This window comes from Bifidobacterium tsurumiense (assembly GCF_000741765.1).
Lineage (GTDB): Bacteria > Actinomycetota > Actinomycetes > Actinomycetales > Bifidobacteriaceae > Bifidobacterium > Bifidobacterium tsurumiense.
This window is the reverse complement of the sequence record NZ_JGZU01000015.1, coordinates 85,413-110,794: the sequence shown is the minus strand read 5'-3', so window position 1 is coordinate 110,794 and position 25,382 is coordinate 85,413. Positions and strand designations below refer to the sequence as shown.

20 protein-coding genes, 4 tRNA genes and 1 pseudogene are annotated in these 25,382 nt (G+C 53.4%); 21 read left to right on the top strand and 4 right to left on the bottom strand.

Translation table 11 applies throughout. From position 1 onward, the window contains the following. The first annotated feature begins 41 nt into the window (after positions 1–41). The 7 genes from pstB to BITS_RS06365 all read left to right on the top strand — a co-directional run bounded on the left by pstB (position 42) and on the right by BITS_RS06365 (position 10,305). Positions 42–821: a phosphate ABC transporter ATP-binding protein PstB gene (gene pstB / locus BITS_RS06400; protein ID WP_026641580.1), complete on the top strand. Its 780-nt coding sequence runs from the start codon at positions 42–44 to the stop codon at positions 819–821. Between the two features lie 596 nt (positions 822–1,417). Continuing rightward, positions 1,418–2,812 carry an NCS2 family permease gene (locus BITS_RS06395; protein ID WP_026641579.1) on the top strand — a complete coding sequence of 465 codons (1,395 nt, stop codon included), beginning with the start codon at positions 1,418–1,420 and terminating at the stop codon, positions 2,810–2,812. 726 nt (positions 2,813–3,538) lie between these two features. Next, positions 3,539–4,060, top strand: coding sequence for a 50S ribosomal protein L10 (gene rplJ / locus BITS_RS06385; RefSeq protein WP_026641577.1), 522 nt, complete (start codon positions 3,539–3,541; stop codon positions 4,058–4,060). Positions 4,061–4,174: 114 nt separating this feature from the next. Further along, positions 4,175–4,555 (top strand): 50S ribosomal protein L7/L12, encoded by a 381-nt coding sequence (gene rplL, locus BITS_RS06380; protein WP_026641576.1) that lies wholly within the window; start codon positions 4,175–4,177, stop codon positions 4,553–4,555. Positions 4,556–4,967: 412 nt separating this feature from the next. Further along, on the top strand, positions 4,968–6,479 hold the full coding sequence (locus tag BITS_RS06375) for an FHA domain-containing protein (protein ID WP_238556559.1): 1,512 nt from the start codon (positions 4,968–4,970) through the stop codon (positions 6,477–6,479). 8 nt (positions 6,480–6,487) lie between these two features. After that, on the top strand, positions 6,488–10,105 hold the full coding sequence (locus tag BITS_RS06370; protein ID WP_044259674.1) for a helicase: 3,618 nt from the start codon (positions 6,488–6,490) through the stop codon (positions 10,103–10,105). Next, positions 10,102–10,305 carry a hypothetical protein gene (locus BITS_RS06365; RefSeq protein WP_026641573.1) on the top strand — a complete coding sequence of 68 codons (204 nt, stop codon included), beginning with the start codon at positions 10,102–10,104 and terminating at the stop codon, positions 10,303–10,305. The genes BITS_RS06370 and BITS_RS06365 overlap by 4 nt, the downstream gene beginning before the upstream one ends. 73 nt (positions 10,306–10,378) lie before the next feature. On the opposite strand, the gene BITS_RS08745 is transcribed toward BITS_RS06365, so the two are convergent. The 3 genes from BITS_RS08745 to BITS_RS06355 all read right to left on the bottom strand — a co-directional run bounded on the left by BITS_RS08745 (position 10,379) and on the right by BITS_RS06355 (position 12,839). Further along, positions 10,379–11,140, bottom strand: a complete 762-nt coding sequence (locus BITS_RS08745; protein ID WP_026641572.1) for a CpaB family protein — start codon at positions 11,138–11,140, stop codon at positions 10,379–10,381. A gap of 766 nt (positions 11,141–11,906) precedes the next feature. Next, complete coding sequence (locus tag BITS_RS08955; RefSeq protein WP_081693468.1) at positions 11,907–12,095, bottom strand: FmdB family zinc ribbon protein; 189 nt, start codon at positions 12,093–12,095, stop codon at positions 11,907–11,909. Positions 12,096–12,224: 129 nt separating this feature from the next. Beyond that, positions 12,225–12,839 (bottom strand): 5-formyltetrahydrofolate cyclo-ligase, encoded by a 615-nt coding sequence (locus BITS_RS06355; RefSeq protein WP_044259617.1) that lies wholly within the window; start codon positions 12,837–12,839, stop codon positions 12,225–12,227. A gap of 125 nt (positions 12,840–12,964) precedes the next feature. On the opposite strand from BITS_RS06355, the gene BITS_RS06350 reads away from it, so the two are divergent. From BITS_RS06350 to dapC, 12 genes and pseudogenes are all read left to right on the top strand, one after another. Further along, positions 12,965–13,630: a GNAT family N-acetyltransferase gene (locus BITS_RS06350; protein WP_026641571.1), complete on the top strand. Its 666-nt coding sequence runs from the start codon at positions 12,965–12,967 to the stop codon at positions 13,628–13,630. A 40-nt stretch (positions 13,631–13,670) separates the two neighbouring features. Beyond that, a complete protein-coding gene (locus tag BITS_RS06345; RefSeq protein ID WP_026641570.1) occupies positions 13,671–14,948 on the top strand; it encodes a hypothetical protein in 1,278 nt (425 codons plus the stop codon). A 168-nt stretch (positions 14,949–15,116) separates the two neighbouring features. Beyond that, entirely contained in the window at positions 15,117–15,410 is a 294-nt protein-coding gene (groES, locus tag BITS_RS06340) for a co-chaperone GroES (RefSeq protein WP_026641569.1), read from the top strand. A gap of 177 nt (positions 15,411–15,587) precedes the next feature. Further along, positions 15,588–16,664 (top strand): histidinol-phosphate transaminase, encoded by a 1,077-nt coding sequence (locus BITS_RS06335; RefSeq protein WP_026641568.1) that lies wholly within the window; start codon positions 15,588–15,590, stop codon positions 16,662–16,664. Positions 16,665–16,939: 275 nt separating this feature from the next. Then, a tRNA-Tyr gene (locus BITS_RS06330) sits at positions 16,940–17,021 on the top strand. Between the two features lies 1 nt (position 17,022). Continuing rightward, positions 17,023–17,094: transfer RNA gene (locus BITS_RS06325), tRNA-Thr, on the top strand. Between the two features lie 5 nt (positions 17,095–17,099). Continuing rightward, a tRNA-Met gene (locus BITS_RS06320) sits at positions 17,100–17,173 on the top strand. A gap of 47 nt (positions 17,174–17,220) precedes the next feature. Next, positions 17,221–17,391, top strand: a complete 171-nt coding sequence (gene rpmG / locus BITS_RS06315; RefSeq protein WP_026641567.1) for a 50S ribosomal protein L33 — start codon at positions 17,221–17,223, stop codon at positions 17,389–17,391. 204 nt (positions 17,392–17,595) lie between these two features. After that, positions 17,596–18,873: a UDP-N-acetylmuramate dehydrogenase gene (locus tag BITS_RS06310; protein WP_026641566.1), complete on the top strand. Its 1,278-nt coding sequence runs from the start codon at positions 17,596–17,598 to the stop codon at positions 18,871–18,873. A 256-nt stretch (positions 18,874–19,129) separates the two neighbouring features. Beyond that, positions 19,130–20,626 (top strand): amino acid permease, encoded by a 1,497-nt coding sequence (locus BITS_RS06305; protein WP_026641565.1) that lies wholly within the window; start codon positions 19,130–19,132, stop codon positions 20,624–20,626. A gap of 260 nt (positions 20,627–20,886) precedes the next feature. Further along, complete coding sequence (gene fdxA / locus BITS_RS06300) at positions 20,887–21,210, top strand: ferredoxin (RefSeq protein ID WP_026641564.1); 324 nt, start codon at positions 20,887–20,889, stop codon at positions 21,208–21,210. Between the two features lie 82 nt (positions 21,211–21,292). Further along, positions 21,293–22,449: pseudogene (dapC, locus tag BITS_RS06295) on the top strand (succinyldiaminopimelate transaminase). Between the two features lie 103 nt (positions 22,450–22,552). Here the strand turns inward: dapC and dinB are convergent. Next, entirely contained in the window at positions 22,553–23,827 is a 1,275-nt protein-coding gene (gene dinB, locus BITS_RS06290; RefSeq protein ID WP_026641562.1) for a DNA polymerase IV, read from the bottom strand. A 147-nt stretch (positions 23,828–23,974) separates the two neighbouring features. Here dinB and BITS_RS06285 point away from each other — a divergent pair, with 147 nt between their 5' ends. Both BITS_RS06285 and BITS_RS06280 read left to right on the top strand, forming a co-directional pair. Continuing rightward, positions 23,975–24,907: an EamA family transporter gene (locus BITS_RS06285; RefSeq protein WP_026641561.1), complete on the top strand. Its 933-nt coding sequence runs from the start codon at positions 23,975–23,977 to the stop codon at positions 24,905–24,907. 87 nt (positions 24,908–24,994) lie between these two features. After that, positions 24,995–25,081, top strand: a tRNA-Ser gene (locus BITS_RS06280). Positions 25,082–25,382: the final 301 nt, after the last annotated feature.

Below are 25,382 nucleotides of genomic sequence, written 5' to 3'. Positions count from 1 at the left end.
AACGTATTAAGCTTGAATCGTTAGCAGTGTAAGGAAACGATATGGGACAACGAATAGATGTCAAGGATTTGAACATTTACTACGGTGACTTCCTTGCCGTGGAGAATGTCAACATCGAGATCGAACCCAATAAGGTGACCGCATTCATCGGACCATCCGGTTGCGGCAAGTCAACGGTGCTGCGCACTTTGGATCGTATGCACGAAATCATCCCCGGCGCTCATGTCAAGGGTGAGGTGCTGCTGGAAGGCCGCAACCTGTATGCCAAGGATGTGGATCCGGTGGAAGTGCGCCGCGATGTCGGCATGGTTTTCCAGCGTCCAAACCCATTCCCAACCATGTCCATACGCGAGAATGTGTTGGCAGGTGTGAAGCTGAACAACCGCAAGATCAACAAGTCTGATGCAGACGATCTTGTTGAGTGGGCGTTGCGCGGTGCAAATCTGTGGAACGAAGTGAAAGACCGCCTCGACAACCCCGGTGTGGGTCTGTCCGGTGGTCAGCAGCAGCGTCTGTGCATTGCACGTGCAGTTGCTGTTCACCCGCAAGTGTTGCTGATGGACGAGCCTTGCTCGGCTCTGGACCCCATCTCCACCTTGGCGGTTGAAGACTTGATTAACGAATTGAAGAAGGAATACACCATCGTCATTGTGACGCACAATATGCAGCAGGCCGCTCGTATTGCTGATTACACTGCATTCTTCAATCTGAAGGCAGTCGGTCAGCCAGGCCACCTGACATATTTTGCAGACACCACGACGATGTTCAACAACCCTCAGAACGAAGAAGCCGAACGCTACATCTCCGGTCGTTTCGGCTGATCGTTTCTGATTCTTGTTGCGGGGTCGCACCTATGGTGCGACCCTTTTTGTTAGCTACTCTTGGCTGCGTTTGGCCATCACTGAAGGGTCATGGGTGCATCGGATTCTGGTTTTTCATCATATGTGCGTAACGAAAATGAATGAGCAAGAAAGCTTGCGTAGTAGTAACGAAGGTCAGGCCACAAAAAGCCGAGGCTTGCAGGCTTGAATAATGAAGTATTTCAAGCCCACAAGCCTCAGAAATAAGTTTCGTTCCTTCCAATCTCGATAGCGGAAGAAGTCCTAAGGGTCGCCGTTGACAGTTGGGATTGCTATCGTCTCACTTTCCATTCTAGCCCGTGCATATCAAAGATGATATTTGTGGAGGATTGGGCATATTGTCTCATGCTGTGCGATGTTGTGCTTCGGTATCCATCTGACATGACTGCATCTTGATGTAGAGTTGATGCGTTCGGAAACCGTCCATTGGCGGTGAAAAGAGTCCTGGGATATCTTTCATCGTCGGTGTGCTGCGCGGTTTCCCGGGCGAGTCGCAATTCTCGCCGGCATCGCATGCCTTGACGTATGCGTCGCCGCACAACCCAAGGAAAGAAGATATGGAAAAGTTTTTCCATTTGAAGGAGAATGGCAGCAACGTATCTACGGAGATCATCGCTGGCCTCACGACCTTCTTCGCCATGTCGTATATCATCATCGTCAACCCAAGCATTTTGTCGAATACCGGCATGCCTTGGGGTGGCGTGTTCCTGGCCACGATTATCGCAGCCATAATCGGCACGCTGATCATGGGTCTGTTCGCCAATGTGCCATATGCTCAGGCGGCAGGCATGGGCTTGAATGCCTTCTTCACCTATACGGTTTGCTTTGGCTTGGGCTTCACCTGGCAAGAAGCGCTGTGCATGGTGTTCCTCTGCGGTCTGATCAATATCTTGATCACCGTCACCCGTATTCGTAAGATGATCATCCGTTCCATCCCTCCGATGCTGCAACATGCCATTGGCGGTGGTATCGGTTTGTTTGTGGCATATGTGGGTATGCTCAATGTGGGTCTGGTGACCTTCACTCCTAATGACAAGGAAGCCGCAGGCCAGGGTCTGGCTACGACAGCGGTGCCTGGTCTGGCAACATTGAATAATCCGACTCTGTGGCTGTTCCTCATCGGTCTAGTCCTTGCCATCGTGTTCACGGTTATGAAAGTGAAGGGCGGATTGCTGCTCTCCATCATCATCACGACGCTTTTAGGAATTCCTTTCGGAGTCACCTCTATGGCTGATTCTGTGTCCATCGGCGATACTTTCGCCCAGCTTCCCCAGACCTTCGGAGCAATCTTCTCTGCAGAAGGATTCCCTGCCTTGTTCTCTGATGCATCGCGTCTGCCATTGGTATTGGTAACCATCTTTGCATTCTCAATGTCTGATACCTTCGACACGATCGGTACTTTTATCGGAACCGGTCGCCGTACCGGCATCTTCTCCGAAGAAGACGAACGTGCACTGGAAAGCGGACATGGCTTCAGCTCCAAGATGGATAAGGCGCTGTTCGCTGATTCGGTCGCCACTTCCATCGGTGCTATTTTTGGTACTTCCAACACCACCACTTATGTGGAATCCGCAGCAGGCATCGGCGCAGGTGGACGTACAGGTCTGACCTCCGTCACTGTGGCAGTATGCTTCGCGCTTTCTGCATTCCTCGCCCCTGTTATTTCCGCAGTACCTTCAGCCGCAACCGCTGGTGTGCTGGTCATGGTCGGCTGCATGATGGTGGCCAGCCTCAAGGAGATCGCATGGGATGACATCACCGAGGCAATCCCGGCATTCTTCGCAGCCGTGTTCATGGCCTATGCCTACTCCATCTCCTACGGCATTGCCGCTGGCTTCATCATGTATTGCATCGTGATGACCTGCAAGAAGAAGGCCAAGGAAGTCCATCCAGTGGTTTGGATTGTCGCAGCCCTCTTCATTCTCAACTTCGTGTTGCAGGCAATGCTGTAAGGTTCATCGACCGCGAACAATGTGATGTGGTCTTAATATGCAGCGGTCTGTGGAACTGATCGATCACTCAGGAGTGCCCCATTGAGAGGGCGCTCCTCTTGTAAGGGGCGGTCATTGTCGAATTGATAATCGTTGTGTGCAGTTTTCCAAGTGAAGGATTCATATTCGCGACGGGTGCCTAAACGGCGACTATGCGATGTCATGTTGACGAAACGCAGCATGGTCTCGTCCACATCGTTTCCTGCATTCCCAAGTTCAGATAGATGCGTCAGTGACGCGCGTTTTTGACAAGCTTGAATGCATTATTCAAGAGTGTTGTTCAGTAGCGGTATAGGTGCGCACGCAGTGGAGTTCGGAACTCTAAGACCTCCGAATGAATGGTTTGCAAAGGGGCATACAGGGGTGCTGCATGTGAATATGAATATGAGTACTGGATCGTTACGATGAACACTCTATTGAGACCATCACTGACCAAGACACGCCGTGTGCATGTCCGTCCATGGCGTCGCATAGCATATCACTCTTGTAAACCACAGACCGTTGGTTGGGGTCGTAAGACCCTCGAAGTTTGGTTCGCCAAGCCAGCGCAGGTTGAGTACCGCACTGTCAACAGTGCATTTGCGTGGTCACTATGACTCACGAGAGGTTGCTCCGCCTGTGCGCGGGGCTTTTTTATTGCCTGGTGAGCGTTACTTCCAGTCAACGGCCGACTTAGGAAGGAACGCCATGAAGAGGCCCGAAAAGGAAGCGGTGGTCGCACAGCTTACGGCTCAGTTCCGTGAAGCCGATGCGGTCTACCTGACCGAGTACCGCGGGCTTACCGTTCCGCAGATTTCTGATCTGCGCGAAAAGCTAGGCCGCGATACTTCCTACTCTGTGGCTAAGAACACGCTGGCTCGTATTGCCGCCAAGGAAGCGGGCATCGAGGGACTCGATGAGATCCTCGCTGGTCCAACCGCTATCACCTTTGTTAAGGGTGATTTCATCGAGGCTGCAAAGATCCTGCGTGACTTTGCCAAGGATAACAAGGCTCTTATCGTCAAGGGTGCCGCCGCAGACGGCACTGTCTACGACGCTGAGGGTGCAATCAAGCTGGCAGATCTCAAGTCTCGCCCGCAGCTGCTTGCCGAGTTCGCCGGCGACATCAAGGCCACGATGTCCAAGGCCGCGTACCTGTTCAACGCTCTGCCTACCAAGGCTGTGCGTACGATCGATGCGCTGCGCGAAAAGCAGGAAAAGGCCGCCTGATAACACCGCATCGGCCTATGAGGTCGTTGCATGATAAGGCAAAAAACAACACAAAACGTGTGGTAGCAGGTACCTCTTCAATCAGCCTGTTACCAAGATTGAAAGGAAGCCAAAATGGCTAAGTACACCAACGAAGAGCTGCTGGAAGCCTTTGGTGAGATGACCCTCGTCGAGCTCTCCGAGTTCGTGAAGGCATTCGAAGAGAAGTTCGACGTCGAAGCTGCTGCTCCGGTCGCCGCTGTTGCCGCTGCTGCTGCTCCTGCAGTTGCTGCTGAGGAAGAGAAGGATGAGTTCGACGTCATCCTCTCCGCCGTCGGCGACAAGAAGATCCAGGTCATCAAGGCCGTGCGTGCAATCACCTCCCTCGGCTTGGCTGAGGCCAAGGGCCTCGTGGACGGCGCTCCTAAGACCGTTCTGGAGAAAGCAAAGAAGGAAGATGCCGAGAAGGCCAAGGCTCAGCTGGAAGAAGCTGGCGCAACCGTCGAGCTCAAGTAATGTACGCGGCTTGAGCCGCATATGATTACTGCGTAAGAGCTTTACGCTTTATAACCCCGCCGTTGCAGATTGCGATGGTGGGGTTTCTTGTATCTGATTCTCCTATGTTTCTTTGCCTGACCGGGGGCTGAGGCGTTCTCAAATTCGCAGTGTCGGCTGACGGCTTGACGCGTATCGGGTTTATGTGAACACGCGGAATGTTTTGGGCCAATCAATAGGTCTTTTCAATGGGCGACAAGACGTGTAGTTTGGCACATTGACGGCGTGTAAGGTTTGAGCCACGGCGTATCGTAGGGTTGAAAATCGCCGGATATGCGCGAATGTTGTCAATTCGGCCATAACTCGGCGTGAATCGTCGTGGAACATGACACAATGGCAGATAGTGTGCATGGGCGAAAGGGAGGCCATCAAGGTGACAGAGCAGCAAGCCGCGCAGCAGTGGATCATCACAGTAAACGGCATCAGTCACACCGGGATCAAACCCGGGCAAAGCGTGGAAATCGGTCGAAAACCGATTCGACCGCTGGCAGATGACGGCTTTACGCGCATTGAAATCGAGGATTCCACTCGTTCCATGTCAAAACGGCATGCGTTGTTCACGGTTTCAGAAACGGGAACTGCCAGCGTTCGCGATATGAATTCAACCAATGGATCGTACGCGGTGATGCATAATGGCGAGTTGATGAGACTGAAGGCCAACGAAGATGTTCCGCTGCCATCATCGCCATTCAGGCTGCAATTCGGCGATGTTCCGGTTGATTTCATTCGCATCGAAACCAATGATATCGACGAAGATGATGCCGAAGTGCCAGACCTCTTCACCTACGCATCCGATGAAAACAAGCCTGAGCCAGATGCCGCCGACATGTCAGTGGACGATATTCTCGACTTGCGCGCGGGAGAGCCTACCAGCATGTTCCGAGCCAAAACCGTATCGGAGCGAATCAGTGAGTTGCAAGCTGCCTCGATGCAGACTTTCCAGCCATTGGCACAATCCCAAAGCGAAACATCACAGGATTCCTCTCAGGATCTCGCCAATGCATTGGCCGGTGCAAATGGAGACGAGGAAGCTGCGCATCCTGTTGAAACGCTGTCCTTAAACATTACGCAACCTGGGCTGCAGGAAGATCCTCAGCCGCGTGATTTGTTCGCTGATGCGCAGACAGTTGGGCAGAATGCGGGTTTCGAGGCTGAGACAGAGGAATCAGCTTCTGAACTTCCTGCTGTTGAAACGACCATGCCCATCAGGATCGATGCGCAGACTGATTCACCGGTGCAAGAACGGGACTCTGTCGAAAGCGACGAAGCAAACTCCCAAGCCGCGGCTCCCGTCGAGGAAGTGCGCAGCGTTGTTGACACCTTCGGACTGTCTGAAGGTGAGCCTGCACAGGATGCGGACACGGCTCAAGATACCGAAGGTGCGGACGCGGATGAACTAGCGGTGGATGTTGCTGCAGAAAACACCGATGAATCAGACGAACAGTCTGATCATGATGGCAGTGCGCAAACGGCTGCAGTATTCACTCCTATTGACGATAGTGTTGCGGATGGTTCGGTCTCCGAGGGGGCTGGCGAAGATCACGATCGATACCGTCAGGCATCCACGCAGAGTGCTGCCACAGCATTCACGCCAGTATTCGAGCCTGGATCGGTATTCGACAGGGTCTCCAAGGGTGAAATCTCAGCTCGGGAACCAAGCGTTGAAGTCGATGGTCTGACCTCCGATGACGCGAAAAGAACAGGGGATTTCCGCGTTCAATTCGAGATGGCCCGCCATCCGCAGTTATTGCCATTCTTGGCCATGAATCCGTCGCTATATGACGATTTGTATGCATGGCTTGCCGCACAGGGGAATAGTGATATCGACGAGGCACTCGCTCACAATGCGGGTTATGCCGAATATCTCAAAGCAGTAGGGAAGTGAGTCAAGGCATGAGCGAAACCATGCAAACTAACATTTCTGTGAATCGAATGCACCACTGGAGAGAGCAGTATCGTAACCGATTGGCTCCATCTCCTTTGGAAGATATCAGTCAGCTCACTGCTCAGTTGGATATGACCCATGCGCATCCATCGGGAATCGCGCAGTTGTTTGCCAGCGGACACGCGCCTTTGGATTCGCTGTTCCGTGACGCGGGAATGCTTCGTGCTGCCGGACGTAGACTCGAACGGGTTGTGGATGATTGCGCCGTGAAAAGTCGGATTAGCGGATTGGCTGAATTGTCGCTGGTTGTGGGGGTGGCGACTTGGAAAGGCAATGCCGTTCCAGTGCTGATGTATCCGGTGGATGTGGTCCGCAAGCCAGGCGGTTCAGAAATCGATGCAACGATTAAATTCACCGGTCGTGTCAAACTCAATCCTGCGTTCGTGGCTTCTTTGCGTGAACAACATGTTGATTTGGATGAAGACGAACTGTTCGATGGCGCGAATTACGAGAGCGGAACGCCGGAGACTTCGGCAGTGTTCGCGGTCATAGTGGAGAAAGCCTCACAGGCGTTCGCAGACTTCGATATTGAGCGCAATATTGTGCTGGGATGCTTTATGGATCCCGGCTCTCAATTCCTGCTCGAAAGCCAACGCATTATCGATGCCTTGTCCCAAGGGCCTACGGGCAATACTGTGCTTGATGCTTTGGCAGGCGATGAGCATGCCAAAGCAGAGCTCAAAGAAGCTCCGATCGCAACATATAGTCCTTTTGATGGCGATCCTCATACGGAATACGAAGTAGGCGATGTCGACAATACAGTGCGATATGCGGCCCATGTCGCGGCTTCGGGGCATTCGCTCTTTGTCGATGCAGCGGTTGGTGAGGATACTGCGCAGCAGGCCGCGGCTATTGCCGCCCGCTGTGTGATGAATAACCGTTCCGTGATGTATGTGCCATGTGTTGCAGATCAGAAGAGACGCTTTGTTCAGGCGGTCAAGGCCAATGAAATGTCAGATATTTTGCTTGATGCCAGCGATGAGAATGCTGCATCGAGTATTGACAGGCAGTTGATAGCGGCAGTTGGCTTCCAACCGGGCGTTGCCACCTCTCGTTTTGAACAGCTTTCTGATGAATTAGTCGGTGTTCGTTCTCGACTGACCAGATATCTCGGCGATTTGCACGGTGCCAACGACAGGTGGGGAGTGTCTGCCTACCAAACCATTCAAAATCTGGCCAGTATCGCCGTTTTGCCGACTCATCCCGCCACTCGTGTGCGTTTGGGCATCGACACGGCACGTTCGCTGAACGGACATATGGATGAGTGGGTCGACAAGCTCAAGCAGGCTGGGGAGCTCGGTGAATTCACCATTGGCCCTGCGGATACCGCTTGGTTTGGCGCTTCGCTCTATTCCGAGGACGAGGCTGTCAATGCATATCAGCGCGTAGTGGATGTGTTGCGCAAGTTGTTGCCTTTGACGCGAGAACAGGTGGAGACCACAGTGCAAACCTGTGGCTTCCCGATTCCTGCAACTGCTCAGGAGTGGGGACGTCAGGTCAATGTGCTGAAGAACCTTCGCCGGGTGCTCGATGTGTTCCAGCCTGAGATCTTTGAGCGCGATATCAACGCCATGATCGAAGCCAGCAAGTCGAAGGCCGTGCGCAAGGCCGAGGGTACTAATATGGGCTTCTGGGAGCGCCGTCGCCATGTCAAGGAAGCCAAGAGCCTGTTGCGAGTCGGGCGACAGGTCGAGAACCTGCATGATGCACTCGTAGTGGTTGCTCGTCAAGCGGAGCAGTGGCGAATGTTCGTGCCTCATGGAGGATGGCCGGTACTGCCTCCTAAACTGGACGCGATCGTTGAAACTCAAGAGTCGCTTATGAGCAATATCACCGCGTTGAATGCGGTGTTGGCAAGCACTCCTCAGGGCGGAAGCTTGGAGACTCTTGACTTCAATACCGTTGAAGAGCGGCTCAAAGCTCTTTATGACGATCATCTGGCTTTGGATACCTTGCCGGGGCGTTGCCGTTTGGAGCAGGAATTCAACACAATCGGGTTGAAGGATCTGGTTGAAGACCTACGCAATCGTCGCATTCCTGTCGAAGCCGTGGAAGGAGAATTGCATCTGGCATGGTGGACCACGGTATTTGAGGATATTGTGCGTTCATCTGCGATTATCTCCAACCAGGATGGTTCGGTGATGCAAACGGCAGCCGACCGATTTGCACAAGTTGATATTGAGCATGTCCGTAGTATCGGTCCTATGGTTCAGCAAGAAGTGATGCGCAGACTTTGCGAACTGTTATTCTCCCGCACGCAGGAGGCTAACCAGCTGCACACCATTCTTGCAGGGCGTTCGCATATGCCGCTCAGTCGGATTAGGCGCGATCATCCGCAGATCATTGCAGCAGCCAAGCCTATTGTCATGGCGACTCCTGCGACTTTGGTGACGCTCAGCGAGCCTCAGATTATGGCTGATGTTGCCATAATCGATGCAGGTGCGCATATGCCTGCGATTCAGTTGCTGTCCATTGTGAGCAGGGCGCGTAATGTGATTGTGTTGGCGCATCGTGCAACAGTCACATCCGAAAGCGTGGCGACCCTTATCTCGATGCTCCCCGGAGTCACGGTCAAGTCTCGTCCTTCGCGTCGTCCGGCTCAATTGTCCATATTCCTTGAGGAACAGGGATATGGTTCCATTCGCAATGACGTTGCTGTCGAAGGAGCACAAGGTTCGGTGCGCTTCCAGAGGGTGGAGGCCAATGGCGTTCCCGTGCTTTCGACTGGTTTGGTGGAAAGCAGCCAGCAGGAAATCGATGCTGTGGTTGCCGCTATCACCCGTCGTGCTTCGACTTTCACAATCGTCCCTGCCGGTTATGTGTTGACGGTGGTCACTTTGACAGGCGTGTTCCGCACACGTTTGGGAGCTGAACTGAAATCATTGGCGGCGAAGAATGCCGCTATGGGACGGTTCTTACGCCATGTCAGACTGGTCGGAATTGACGAGGTCGCGGGAGCTCGAGCAACGGATGTCATCCTTTCATTGAGCTATGCAAAAACCGCACATGGTCGTCTTATTCAGCAGTTCGGTCCTTTGGAAGGCGGGGGAGGCAGCGGAATGCTGCTCGATGCCTTGGCTTTGGCCGACCGCAATGTCGATATCATAGCGGCGTTCGGTTCCGAAGATATGGATGACGAGCGAATTCACCAGCCCGGTCCAAGGCTGCTGAAGACGATGTTGCGCTGGGCTGAAAGATTGGAAGATGCTCCGGTTCAACCTGAAATCCTTCAATCCGGTGACAATGTGTTGTTCAATGACCTGGCAGAACGAATTCGCGCCCGTGGTTTGAATGTTGCCGTCAATTATGGTTTCGAAAAAGGTCTACGCATTCCTTTGGTGATTGGTCTGAACAATAAGCCATTCGCACTTGCCGTGCTCACCGACGATGCTGCCTTTATGGGAATCCAATCCACCCGTGAACGTCATCGTATGATCATGCAGGATCTGGAAACACTGGGATGGTCGGTCATGACAGTGTGGAGCGTGGGTGCATTCGTGAATCCCGATAAGGAAGTCGACCGGATAGTTGCGAGAATCGGTGAAATCTATCGGGAGATTCGATGAGCGGGTACGACGCATCGCGCAGATCGGCACGCAAACACAAGCGTGTGGTGAGGCAAGGCAGTGAGCTATTTGACGCTGATGGTGTCAAGCTTGATCCAGAAGATCTGCGTACCAAGGAGCAACAACGCTCTGATGACGATGAGCGCATCTTAGGAGAGTTGCCGCCTCATTGGGCGGTGTTCAACAAACCTAGGCAATAATGATTGAAGTTCGGCCGGTATCATGCATAAGCGGGTACCGGCCGAACTCGTGTGAGACTCAACTCATGATGTTTCAGCTCTCGACTCGCACGGCAATAACCGGTCCGGCCTCCAGTGCATGCAAGACTTGAAAGGCTTCTTCAGTCGACAGGGCGACAATAATCGTATTCGCATCACCTGGTGTTGCCGTGTGGGGAATCTGCAGCACAAGCCCTTTTTCGCTCAATGTGCACGCCATATTGTGTGATGTATCGTCTGTTTGCTGAGATAAGCCATCAAGCTCTATAGGAATGTCTGGCTCAACATACTTCTGCTCGTTATCCGCATTGTCAGCAAGCCCGCTGCTCGCGCACCCAGCGGATGAGTTGAGCTCGACGCGATCTCCGGGGAGCAGATACTCAGGCATATTGACGACCCGCACTTCAATTGCCGTGTGCTGGTCGGGAAGGACCGGCTCTTCCCGCAAGAGTTGTGCTGTGAGAACTGTCCCTTCATCGATATCGACTTGGGCAATACGCTTGAGCACCTCCGCATCGCTTAACAGTGATCCGGAAAAACCGCCTGACGGGATAACGCTGTGATGGAAGTCGGAAATTTGAAGCGTCGATCCGCGGAGAATATGTTGGGAAGCAACAGGAACGGTGACGGTTCCTACCAATCTCGCAATTCCGCCGTAGGAAAGCAACACCAATAACCCGATGAGCGCGGCGCTGATGCCATGGCGAATGGCATACCATTGGCGACGGCGCTTGAGAGAAAGTCTCCTGGAACCTCGGCGACCCTTCTTGTTCGGAGATGCGCGTATATGAGCAAATAAATCTTGGAACATATCCATAGAGGGATCATGCCTGATGGAATGCACACACCGGCCCAAGCAGCAGTTATGTGGTCGGAGGATTCATGGATGTGATGATAATTCTGCAGGGAAATCAATCATAACCATGCATGTGGTCGGAAGTATTGTGTGCAAGTGCTTATGAACTTATGAACAGAATAATTCCCCATCGTCAAGATCACATGTGGCAATTGGCGGCATAACTATTGAACACAACGTTTGGCCGAGGTGATCGAAAACGCATAGATATGGCAGCTAGCGGCATAATCCCATAGACCCACCGATACTGCGGTCGACAATACAACAACACTCCGGTTCCGAAGCTCGAAACTGAATGGGCAGAATGTGTGAGGTGTTCTTGGTGGACTTTGCTGAGCTAGATTTGTGTGGGGATGTATGGGTTGCGATGTGGCGCAGTGCAGGGGGGGGCTTGTGACCGTTTACGAAGAGCGAACGGGGAGCTTGCGTGGTGCTTGCAGAGAGCTTGTGGGGATGTATGGGTTGTGTTGTGATGCATGCAGGAAGCTTTGTGTGACCGTTTGTGGGGTGCTTGCGGGTGCTTCTTACGGGACGATGAAAAAGACGATTGTCTGACACCTGCAGTGAGCCGTGCGGGGCGATGACTTGTCGAGCAGTAACTCGTGAGAAAGCATATTGAGGATATGCACTCATGGACAAGGCAAATCCATTGAAAACCGTTGTGAAAAGAATTGAGGCTCTCATCTCAAAAGACGAGAGCCCCGAAGACGAGAACCGAGATCAGGCCTTATTTTGAAGAACCTGAGTCAGTGCGGTAAAAACCATGTCCCTTAAAGGAAATAGGAGGTGCTGAATACACTTTGTGCACCTGTTCCTCTCCGCACTGAGGGCATACGGTGATGGGATCATCGGAAAATGACTGCTGCTCGGTGAAGTCGTAACCGCAGTTCTTGCAGCGGTAGTGATATGTAGGCAATGCTCATTCCTTCTTAGACGAATAATGCGAAGCTAAGGTCAAACTCGTACATATCCTAGTCCCGACCATAAGACCTTAGTGTGAAGCTGCAGCCATTGAGCGACGCGCGAACAAACACCAGATGGTAATTCACAGCAACCCAAAGCTGTCCGTGGTCAGAATTCCATGCACTGGCACATCATGATCATGTGCAGGCAAAGGCTCTTCACGCTGTTCCCAAGGCCAACATATACCGAGCAAAGTGGATTGTGGATCACGATGAATAAGCGCTTGGTCGTACCATCCCGCGCCGCGACCCAGACGGATGCCGCGATTGTCTATTGCAAAGGCTGGCACAAGAATGCAAGCGGCTTCTGCGAGTGCATCAGGCGGCAAAGTCACGGTATCTGTTGGTTCCTGAGGCCTGAGTCCTCCGGAAGCGCGCCGGGGCATATCGGTCAGCTGATCAAGCTCTTCGACATCCGCAATTTCACTCCAACCTATTTCCATCCCCGATCCCAAACGTGGCACAAGCACACGTCGATCGGATCGAAGAATATGACGGAGCAAAGGCAGGGTTTGTATTTCCGTTCCCATGGAAATGTATGCTGCGATGGCGGCGGCCTGAGGGAGCTCGTCGATGAATGGTGCAGCCATGTTCTCAAGTTCAGTCCCACTTGACTCCAGTTGGGATGAGGGGATAGAGCGGCGTCTTGCAGCAGCTGCATGGCGTAGTTCCTGTTTTGCGGATGCGATTTCGTCCATAAATCCGTTCTAGCACATGGTGGATAGCTGGGAACATAGCCTAGGCGCGGAGTATGGTTGCTTGAACGCAAATAAAATCTTGGCAATGGTCGAATAACCGGCGTCAACAGTGGCACAATGGGACAATGAGCATTTTGCGTTCTTTGCGTCAGGCTCTGGCCCCTTCGTCACCTCGTGCCATTCATATGCCTTCGATCCTCTATGCGCCCGAAGGCGCGTTGCCTATTGCATTGCGTCCGCTGACTACGGATGACGCGCGTGAATGGGGAAGGGTGCGTTGGGGCAATGAAGCTTGGTTGGCGCCTTGGGAATCCGGCGATCCAGAATATGGTTCGGGAATGTCCTTTAATGAGTGGATTCAGTGGCAGCGCCAACAGGAAAGGGATGGCGCAGGTGTCGTTTTTGCCGTGACATATCAAGGGCGCATAGTTGGACAGATATCTCTCGGTGCAATAAGTTATGGGGCAATGCGCAGCGGGATCGTGGGATATTGGATGGACCATGCCTATGCAGGCAAAGGAATAATGCCGCTTGCAGTGGCGATGCTTGCCGACTGGGCATTGGGAGAGTCCAGCGGACCAAAGCTGCATCGTTTGGAAATCGATATGCTTATCAACAACCGGCGCTCGCATCGGGTTGCTGAAAAAGTCGGTGCAACTTATGAGGGCATCCGTCGTGGTTATATGTATGTGAACGGACGATGGCAGGATCATGACGCGTATAGTCTGTTGGCAGAGGATCGTGGCGAGGGATTTGCGGTGCGGCAGATAACACGACACGCCCGAGATTAAACACGACAAAAGGTCAAGGAGTCTTCTATTCTTGGGGAGTATGGATTACGGATCGTTGAGCACCATTGTTGTACTCGCGATAGTCGTAATTGCGATGGTCGTCTGGCTGCCCAAGAGGACAGTTGACAGCATGAAGCGGGTGATAGAGCATCGCGAAGACAGGTATTCCTCGTCGTTGCACTTGGTGGATGCACAGAGTGGTACTCGGTTCTCCGATGGGTATACGCCCGAGATGAAAGGGGCTACTATGCAGCCAAAGCAGGCACGTGGCGCTCGGCTAACTCAGGAGCGTATTGCGCAGATTCGTCAAATGCGCCGCCAGGCTATTCGCCGTCGCCAAATGCTGGTTGCTGCTTTAGTGGTTGTCACCATTCTGGTTTTCGCAGGGTCTTTTGCCTTGCACTTCAGCCCTTGGTTTGCAGTCATCCCTGTCGTTTTGCTGGCGGTGGTATTGGCTTTGGGGGCAAGGGCTGCACAACAGGCGAGGCATTGGGAACAGCGAGTTGCTGAACAACGAAAGTCAACCAAGGAACCGGTTGCGGGGGATGCCGAGGGAAAACGGTCGGCAGCCGGTGAGCGGCTGCAACGTGATGAAGTGACACAATCAGCCGAAGATTCTGCGCCCACAGATGTGTTGGAGCAGCGGGAGATTAGGCAAGCGTTGCGTCGAGCCCAGATGGATAAGGCGCGTGCCATGGAGCGCCGTCAGGATAACGTTGGAGAGCCCGTTGATGTCAAGCAGCCGATATCCGGTCAAGTGGATGTGCAGGCTGTCGCTGAGTACAAGCAGGCGTCTCACGATGAGTTGGACGCACAGTCCCCTGCGGTTCATGAAGAGGGCGCTGAGCATAACGAGGGTCTGAATATTGCTGAGGAGAGCCAGGCTTCCGATGCCACCGACGAACTGCATCAGGTGCATCCTGCGAAAAGCCTTGATGTCTTTGATATGGCGGTTCCCGCTCAGGATCTCATCTCATTCTCTCTGGGCGCGCCTCGCAATGGCATAGAGCAGGATTATCAGGCACCTGAGAGCATGGAGATCAAATCTACTGTGCAGGTAGCCAAGGCCGTTGCGCCTCAGGAAGAGCCAGAACGCTCCGATTCTGATCTCGAAGCGGATGCGGTGGATGACGTTGATTTGCAACGAAATCGTTCTGCGCAAGCGTATTCGGCGAGTGACAAGCAATCGGAAAACCAGAGTGATGACACTTCTGCATTCCACAACGCAGAAGTGCATGCTCAGGTTGACGTTCCCGATGCAACGGCAGATTCACTCGGCGCCGATCTTGAAGCGGTTTTGGCACGTCGCACGGTTTGACAAGAGTTTTCACTCTCAGCGTTAGCACTCGAGTTGGCAGAGTGCTAATAATCGCGCTACGATGAGCGGTAGCGCAAAGGGACGGCGCCACAAGTGATCGTCAGCCTCTTGGAAGCGATGTCCTGGCGCGGCAATTATTGATTTCTCTTTAGAAAGAGGAGGTCCACAGTGTCGATCTCACTCACACCGTTGGAAGATAAGATTATCGTCAAGCAGGCGGAGGCCGAGACTCAGACCGCATCCGGTCTGTTCATTCCGGACAATGCCAAGGAAAAGCCGCAGCAGGGCGAAGTGCTGGCAGTTGGTCCTGGTCGTCGTGACGACAAGGGCGAGCGCATCCCCATGGATGTCAAGGTTGGCGACAAGGTGCTGTATTCCAAGTACGGCGGCACCGAGGTTCACTATCAGGGCGAGGATTTCCTGATCGTGTCTTCTCGCGACGTTCTGGCCATTCTGGGCTGAGCATAGTCGTTGTCATGGCTCCTGCGGTGTGATGCCGTAGGAGCCATTTGTTATGTGCGGGCAGTTGCTCAGATTGATATTGCGGGATGCCTCGAGAACTCTGCATAATCGATGCCTTCCTTGTCCAAGGCGCGGAATACCAAGGGTTTGCGGCATGCTGAGGGATAATATGGGTGCATGGCATTCAAACATCGTGCAATAATCGACACCATTCCGAGCTATAAGCAGGGCAAGCCCGCTCCAACCGTCGAGGGGCATAAGTCGTTCAAAATCTCAAGCAATGAGAATCCATTCCAGCCTCTACCCAGTGTTGTGAAGGCCATTGAATCGCTATCCTTGTCTCGCATCAATCGATACCCGGATATGCGTGGTTGGCAGGTCGTGGAGCGCCTCGCGGCATTGCATGATGTCAAGCCTGAGCAGATTGTGCTTGGATGCGGGTCCACTGAGGTCATCACACAACTGGTGCAGCTCGTCGCAGGGCCTGGTGACGAGGTCATCTATCCATGGCGAAGTTTCGAGGCATACCCAATAATCGTGGCAACAGCCGGTGCGGAAAGTATTCAGATACCGAATAGGCCTGATGGCAGTCATGATATTGACGGCATTATCGCAGCGATCAATGATCGCACTCGTTTGATTATTTTGAATAATCCCAACAATCCTACGGCGACTGCGTTAACCGTTGACGAGGCAAGACGTGTTATGGAGGCTGCCCCCTCTGATGTGCTGGTGCTTATGGATGAGGCATATATTCAATTCAACACGAGTGCAGACACTGCAGTGGGTATGGATTTGTTCCGCCAATATCCCAATGTTGTGGTGGCTCAGACCTTCTCCAAGGCATACGGCCTCGCGGGACTGCGTATTGGGTATGCTGTGGCTCCTGAGGATGTGGTGGATGGCATGAGGAAGGTCGCATTGCCGTTTGCCGTCACCGATCTTGCCCAGAAGGCCGCGCTGGCTTCTCTGGATGTCCAGGAGGAACTGGATGCGCGGGTGAAGCAGCTTCTGGCCGAGAGGGATCGTGTGGTAGTGGCTTTGCGTGAACAGGGTTGGGAGTTCCCCCAGCCTTATGCCAACTTCTTCTGGCTGCCATTGCAGGAACGCACCGATGAGGTCGCAGCGGCATTTGTTGGGTACGGCTTATCCGTTCGTGTGTTCAGCGGGGAAGGCATTCGCATATCCATCGGGGAGCCGGAAGCCAATGATGGTGTTATTGAGGTGATGAGCCATTTCACTCCGGCAAAATAGGCGGAAATAGCCAAGACTGCATACTCCGCCAAGAAGGTCGGAGGGCCTCGATCCACTTGAATGGAGCGTTGTGACATCGGGGCTTCTCGATCTTCTATGAGCGGAGTAGATGCGTGATCGCAGTGCGTTGGTGTCTGTTAAACGTTGGTATTTCAACGAAAAACGATTGTTCAAGTGCTTGGAATCGCTTCGGCGTGTCTTGGCTTGCATTCGTCGGCCAGCCGTGGCACAATAGCCAAGTTGCCGGTTGCGGCCTAGGTCGCTGACGGAAACATGGCGGATTTCCCAAGCGGTCAAAGGGAGCTGACTGTAAATCAGCCGCTTCGTGCTTCAGTGGTTCGAATCCACTATCCGCCACGCCTCGATAGCTCAGTGGTAGAGCACTTCCTTGGTAAGGAAGAGGTCGTGAGTCCGATTCTCACTCGAGGCTCTCATGGCGGGGTAGCTCAGCTGGCTAGAGCGTACGACTCATAATCGTAAGGTCAAGAGTTCGAGTCTCTTCCTCGCTACAAAGCCGAAAATAATCGGTAAGTACACGAACACAGAGGTGAACGAAATGGCAAGCAAGAGCGCCGACATCCGTCCGGGCATTACGCTGGCATGCACTGTGTGCAAGGAACGTAACTACATCACGACGAAGAACCGCCGCAACACGCCGGATCGTCTTGAGCTGAATAAGTTCTGCCCTCGCTGCGGCAAGCAGACTGTGCACCGCGAGACCCGCTGAGCATTTACAGACTTTAACCCGACTTCGGTCGGGTTTTTTTTCAGCTCAAGATAGTGTGAGTTGGCACGCTCTGAACCTACCGGTATTGCGGCTCTTCGTATAGTGGCGGGGTTCAGGGGTGGATGTTGTTGAGTAGTGTCCAGTTTGGCTTGCCTTCTCTTCGCCTTCGATGCAGAATGCGTGGCAACGGTTACAATAACGCCTATGACCAATTCAGTAGCGTTTGCAGATATCACCACGATTGGCGTCGGCGGTCACATTGCGAGATTCGTTGAGCCAGATACCCGCGTGGGGATTATCGAAGCGGTCGAAGATGCTGATTCCAAAGGGCTGCCATTGCTGGTAATCGGCGGCGGCTCCAATCTGCTCGTCAGTGACGATGACTTCCCAGGCGTTGTGGTTCGGGACGCGCGTCGTACCATAACCGTTCCTGATGAGGCTGCTCCGGTTGAAGGGGAAGCCCATATCGTGCATGTCAATGCAGAGGCTGGTTGTAACTGGGATGATTTTGTGGCCTTTTGCGTTGAGCTGGGGTTGGAAGGCGTTGAAGGGCTTTCCGGCATACCCGGCACAGTGGGCGCTTCTGTCGTGCAAAATATCGGTGCGTATGGGCAGGAAGTCTCCACAAGCGTATCTTCGGTCGAGGTTTGGGACAGGCAAACAAAAACGACTCAGGAACTTGATCGCAAGGATCTGAAGTTCGGCTACCGGACTTCATTGCTCAAGCAGAGCATGTATGTTCAGCCAGCAGTTCCTGACACTCAGTATTTTCCGACTCCTCGCTATGTGGTGCTATCAGTGACTTTCACGATGCAGCATAGTGAAACCGGAACTGTTGGATACGGTCAATTGGCGCATGCGCTTGGGGTGCAGGTTGGTGATCGCATGTCCACGCGGGCGATACGTTCTGCAGTGCTGCGTGTCAGGGCTTCTAAGGGAATGCTTGAGGATGCCACGCGATATCGTTCCGCATGGATGCAGGGAACTCGCAAGCAGAGCAATCTCGATATCGCTTTGCGAGCGCAGGGCGGCGATATGCCCGATTACAACAGACATAGTTGCGGTAGCTTCTTCATGAATCCAATCGTGACTGAACGACAGGCAGAAGCATTGCCTGAGGATGCACCGCGATTCGCCGCAGTGCTTCCGGACGGAAGTGCAGGCGTGAAGACCTCAGCGGCATGGCTTATTGATCACGCAGGTTTCCATAAGGGATTTGCCCTCGATGGCTATGTGCAAGGTCCTGCTGAAAGCGAAGGGGAGATGCAAGGAGCGTCGCATGAGGGGGAAGACTCTTCCGAGCGCACGGTCCAATCATCTGCGAGCCTGTCAACCTTGCATACTTTGGCATTGACCAATCGAGGAACCGCCAAGGCCATCGATATTCAATCCCTTGCGCAAAGCATTCAGGATGGTGTTGAGCAAGCCTTTGGCATAAGGCTGGTGCCTGAACCGGTCGTGGTTGGTTTGCACTTGGCTTAGCCGGTGTCTTTGAGCTAGCCACGATTGCATCCCGTTCGGGGCATGCCTGCTGCATGCGCTTGCAGCAGAGCTAAAGCTGAGCGGGAATGCATTGCGATGTGCTGTGAGGCGATGATCACCTGAGCCGAATTTTCAATATAAGACGCAATGGCTTGCCGCAGTAGGCTGCAAGCCGTATAGTTCTACGACGTACACCGAAGGTCCATCGATGCTTGCGCATGAGCCGGGTATCGATGATGAAAGCGAAGAGATTGTTATGCACCTGTTTCGAACCAAGTCTGTGGAGCGTGCCATTGCAGAAACCCAGCAAGAGGAGCAGGGTGGTGCACAACATGTGCTGGTTCGAACGCTGAATGCGTGGGATCTTGCAGTCATGGGCGTCGCCGTGGCTGTCGGAGCAGGTATTTTCTCCATTGGCGCGCAAGCGGCGGCATTCCATGCAGGGCCAGCAGTGATACTCAGTTTCTTGATTGCTGGATTGGTGTGCGGTGCCGCAGTGATGTGCTACGCCGAGTTCGCTTCGATGATTCCTGTGGCTGGATCGGCATATACCTTCACCTACACCACGATCGGTGAAGTGGTGGCATGGGTTATAGGTTGGGATCTGATCCTGGAAATGCTTATGGCAGGCTCGGTGGTGTCGAAATATTGGGGTGTGTATCTCAATGATTTCATGCATTCCATGGGATGGAATTTCAGCACCAATATGTCCATTGGCAGCATTCACTTCGATGTGGCGCCAATGATCGTTGTCGGTTTCTTCACGGTTTTGCTCGTTATCGGGACCAAAATATCGGCGCGTGTTGATGGCGTTTTGACCATTGTGAAGATTGCAATCGTGGCATTCGTGGTCATTGTTGGATTCATGTACATCAAATGGTCGAATTTCACTCCTTTCATTCCTCCCCAGCAACCTGCTGACAGCGTCCCTGGCAGTATCACCGCAGGTCTCGGCCAACCACTGTGGCAGTGGGCGACTGGCTTGACGCCAAGCATGTATGGCATTCCCGGGATCATTTCCGGAGCGGCATTGGTGTTCTTCGCATTCCTTGGCTTCGACGTGGTGGCGACGGCTTCTGAGGAAACCAAAGATCCTCGCCGCAATATTCCTCGGGGCATCGGATTGGGAATGTTGCTTATCACGATTATGTATATGGCTGTGGCTTTTGTGACCACGGGCATGGTCTCGTACAAGCAATTGGCGCAGTCTCCAGCCCCTTCTTTGGCAACCGGATTTGAATTGGTTGGCGCCAACTGGGCCGCCAAAATCATATCCTTTGGCATTGTTATCGGTTTGACCACCGTGGTCATGGTGCTATTGCTCGGTCTGACACGAGTTATCTTCGCAATGAGCCGCGATGGACTGCTTCCTGAGCGGTTGGCCACAGTCGGCAAACGAGGCACTCCTGTGGGCCTGCAGATCGCAGCAGGTGTGGTCGTTGCCGCATTCGCATCCTTCCTGGATGTTTCAGTGCTTTCGGATATGGTGAATATCGGCACGCTTTCCGCATTCGCCTTGGTGGCGATTTCCATTCCCATAATGCGCCGCAAGCGCCCTGAGCTGCATCGCACATTCACGATGCCGGGTAATCCGTGGCTTCCTATCGTGATAGCAATAGCGGATGTGGCGCTGATGTTCAATCTCTCCGTGTTGACCTGGTTGCGCTTTCTTGTCTGGTTGGCAATCGGCTTTGCCATCTATTTCGGGTATTCATACAAGCATTCCAAGTTGAATGCGCTCCCGCTGGAGTGATACGAATCGCATAGATGCGGTCGATGTCCAATTGCCACAAGTCACGCTTGCTCGGTATTGATTGATGGATGATATTGGTCCGCAAGGTCATTTGGTACTGCTATTGGATTACTGCTTTGAAGCGCTTTTGCACTTGCAATATATGCCGTATTACCGACGCTGATCAGCGCAACGGATATGCGATTTCGTATTCCTGCACGCAACGTCCGTAATGTCGTGCAGCCATAGCGGTATTCTGGAACGAGGAAAAGGAGGTTGCTATGCCATATGTCATCGCTCAGCCTTGCGTGGATGTCAAGGATAAAGCATGTGTGGACGAATGCCCGGTTGATTGCATCTATGAGGGCAAGAGGTCCTTGTATATCAATCCCAATGAATGCGTGGATTGCGGGGCCTGCGAACCGGTGTGCCCGACTGAGGCGATTTTCTATGAGGATGATTTGCCTGATGAATGGGCTTGGTACAAGGATGCGGCAGTGAGCTTCTTCGATGAGGTTGGCGATCTTGGTGGAGCTGCAGCTGCTGGCCCGCTGGGCAAGGATCCTGAGCAGGTGGCAGCGTTGCCGCCGCAGAATCAGGGCTGAATCTTATCGAATGTTGATATGGCCGCCGCGAAAGCAGGCGGCCTTTGTCGTATGCTGTTGGAACGCGCACAGAAGGAGCATCATGGGTTTCCAGACATTCGCATCTCCATACGATTGGTCGAGAGTCAGCAAATACCGGGAGATTGCCCGACAAGCCGAAGGCGGTTGCATTGACATCTCCGTCGGCTCGCCTGCTGACGAGGTCCCTCAATCCGTGGTCGAGGCATTGCGCGATGCCGCCACTGCGCCGAATGCCTATGGCTATCCGGCCACAGTGGGGACGCAGGCATTGCAAAACGCCATATCGCGTTGGTTCATGCGGGAACGCGAGGTCGATTTGTCTGCAATCCATGCCGTAACGATACCGACAGTCGGATCAAAGGAAGCCGTGGCGTTGATGGCTTCACTGCTGCATTTGGGAGCAGGCGATGTGGTTGTTCAACCTGCCGTATCGTATCCGACATATGCAATCGGTACACAGATTGCTGGCGCTGAAGTACTGGAAGTGAGCGATGTCGCCGATGTGGATTCCTGGCGAAATGTTGCAGGCGTCAAGGCTGTATGGGTGAACTCTCCTTCAAATCCAACCGGCGAAATCATCGACTCAGAAGCCCTTGCCGGAATTGTGAGGGCAGCAAGATCCATAGGCGCCGTGGTGCTCTCCGATGAGTGTTACGCACTGATGCGTTGGGATGAGGCCGATTCAGATGCCACCCAATATGCAGATGCTCCCAGCATATTGCGCACTGATATTTGCCAAGGCACGGCGCAGGGGGTGCTCGCTTTGTATTCACTGAGCAAGCAGTCCAATATGGCAGGATATCGAGCGGCTTTCGTGGCGGGCGATGCGGCAATACTCAAGGAAATGACAGCATATCGTAAGCAGATAGGACAGATCATCCCCGGACCGGTGCAGGCTGCCATGCTGCCGCCTTGGATGATGCAGAAGCGGTTCATGTGCAATGGCGTCGCTATTACCGCCGGCTGTCTGCTTTGGTGCAAGCGTTGCAAGCATATGGATATGAGGTTTCAATGCCTCAGGGCGCATTGTATGTGTGGGCGAAAGCCCGTAGCGGCAATTGCTGGCAGGATATGGAAGACCTGGCTGCTTTGGGCATAGTGCCAAGTCCCGGTGAATTCTATGGAGCTCCGGAATATCTTCGATTCTCGGCAACCGCAAGCGATGAAGATATCAGCACCGTTGCCAAGCGATTGCATGAGGCTGCATCCAGCAAGTGAGGCGGCGGAAGCTGTTGCCGCATTTGTGGCCCTTACTAGGAGTGCGCTATGCGACCTTGACAAGACATAGTGTGTGCATTAACCGGCGTGGCCGGAAGCCTGGTCACAAGCCCATGCTGGCGGCATGTTTGCCGTATTTCTCACGCACTGCATCCAAAGCCTGCTCAGCTCCACGCAATCGTTGCTGTTTTTGTCCGCTTGTGGATGATTCAGACTCTTCAAGCACATCTTCAAGAGATGGTTGAACACTGGTGGATCCTGCCGCTTGCAAACCGCCTGCGCTCACGCCCGCCAATCTGACCAACCTTGGTAATCTCTCGGCGGCAATATCTTGCTCGGACATGGATAGCATCGCTTGGAGGAGCTTCACGCTGACCGGATAGATGGCGCTCGCGGTATCAAGTGGTTTGGGCAGGGTGAGCGTCTTGGTCGCATAGCGAAGGTCTTCGAAGCGCAGTTTCACCGTAATCGTTCGAGCCACCAAGGATCGTCGGCGCAATGTGCTTGCCACTTCATCGCAGCAGCGTCTGAGCAGATCGCATACAGTGCGCATGTTTTCGGTATCCTGGGCAAATGTGCGTTCGGAACCGATCGATTTCTCAGGCGTGTATGGGGTGACTGGTCGTGTGTCAATGCCATGTGAAGCCAGTAGCAGATCGTGGGCGATTGTGGCCGAGCCGGTCGCTCTGGAAAGACTGGTTTCATCCATCTGAGCCAGATCCGCAACGGAGTTGATTCCCCAACTATTCAGGCGTCGTTCCATTGACGGGCCGATGCCTGGAATGCCGCGCAACGGCATGATCTGTACGAATGTGGCATGTGCTGACTGAGGGATAAGCAGCATGCCATCGGGTTTCGCATTGGTCGAAGCCATTTTTGCCACCAATTTATTCGATGCGATCCCCACCGAACAGGTGATTGCATAGCGCTGGGCGACCTGATCTCGAATCCACGCGCCTATGGCACTCGGACGATGCCATCTCAGCAGTGCAGCGGAGACGTCCATATAGCATTCGTCCACTGAAACCTGCTCGATGTGATCAGTGATTTGGCTGAATACCTCAGAGAAAATGCGGTGTGACATTGCGCGGTAATACGCCATATCCACAGGAAGAAATACCCCGTTGGGACATAATTTGTGCGCGCGGGCCGCAGGCATCGCTGAATTGATGCCATATGCGCGGGCTGCGTAATTTGCTGCTGAAACGACCGCTCGGTGACCTGTGCCAATAATCACAGGCTGGCCGCGTAATTCAGGATTCCTTGCCTCTTCAAGCGATGCATAAAAGGCATCCATATCGATATGCAGCACCGTGCAACCAGTTTCGTCATGTCCCCAGTCGCGTTTCGCTGCGGCTATTCTCGGTGCTGTGCTCATAATTGCATTCTATTGTCGTTGTATCCAAATTACGCAATGCGCCTGTGCAGGGCAGCGGATTGTCAATCGAGCGGTCACGCAATTCGGTATTGCAGATGTCACACACCCCGTATGAAGTGGTAGCGCAGGTATCGTACAGTATGCCTCATGAAACAAGCTGTGGCGGATGTGCTCAATCGCCTTCCCATTTTCGTGATCATCGTATGCTCTGGCATCATGATTTATGTCGCGACATCGGTGGCGAAAATCGCTTTTGTGCAGCTGGATCCCATATATGCGGTGTGGTATCGGGTGGGATTCATGACTTTGTTGCTGCTTGCATGGCGACGGCCGTGGACACGCGACAAGCGTGAGAATCTGCCGCAAACTGCACGCCAATGGTTGATAGTCTCCATTGCGGGATTGTCGATAACGGCAATGAACACGGCGTTTTATATTGCAATCAGCAATATGAATATCGGTATTGCCGTTGCCATTGAATTCGTTGGACCATTGACGGTTGCCGTGCTCACCGGGCGCAGTTGGCGTGAGCGCGTGGGTATTGCGATCGCGGCAAGCGGCGTGGTCCTTTTGGCTGGGATATCATTGCAGGGGCCTCAAGGCGGCAGTTTTCTCATTGGTTTGATTGCCATTTTGTGCGGTGGATCGATGTGGGGAGTCTACATCGTCACAGGCAGACGGATAGCCAACCGCGGCAATCCCGTGGATACCCTGAGTGTGGCAATGACCATCGGATGGCTTGTGCAATCAGTATTCCTCGCAGCCCCGGCCATCAGTCATGTCATACATCCGAAGGACACGGCCACGTGGGCGCTCGCTCCGGGAGGATCCTATGCAGTGCTAGGGCTGATGTTCGTGGTTGCCTTATTCGCCTCGTTCATTCCCGCTCTTATCGACCAGGTCATTATGCGGCGTGCGAGCGCAGCGACATTCTCGGTTATGCAATCCGTCTATCCAGCGACAGCAGTGGCTGTCGGATTGGCCTTCGGCGAGGTCCCGACGCCGGTTGAACTGCTCGGTGTGTCGCTGGTCATAATCGCGGTGATTGTTACGTTTTCTGGGGACAAACACCCTGCATAAACCAGATGAATATCGCTGTGTGTATTGACAGTCCTCAAAAGGTGATAGAGTAGTGTGCTGTTGCGTCACCGTGTGTGAAGTAACGTCGGAGTCATGCCTGAGTGGCCGAAAGGGGCACCCTGCTAAGGTGTTAGTCGTGTATGCGGCTCGAGGGTTCGAATCCCTCTGACTCCGCGGATGGGTTCGTGGCTGAGGTCGCGAACCTTTTTTGTTGCACGGTGCTTATTGCGCGATGAAACGGTGTGCACAGGATTCATGACTGGGCAAATGCCATGCCGCCTCATGGAGTGTTTTGGGCACAGATTGCCTAGAGAATTAACGTAGGCAAAATGCCACCGGATTGGTGAATATGCGCGGAGTCGGCGGTACGCCTTTGTCCGACCGCCTCCGTGTACCGATTCTATCCTATGAATTCATAATTGTGAGTTATATTACATTTCGGCGTGTTTCCATATGGGGCAACGGTTATCCCGTA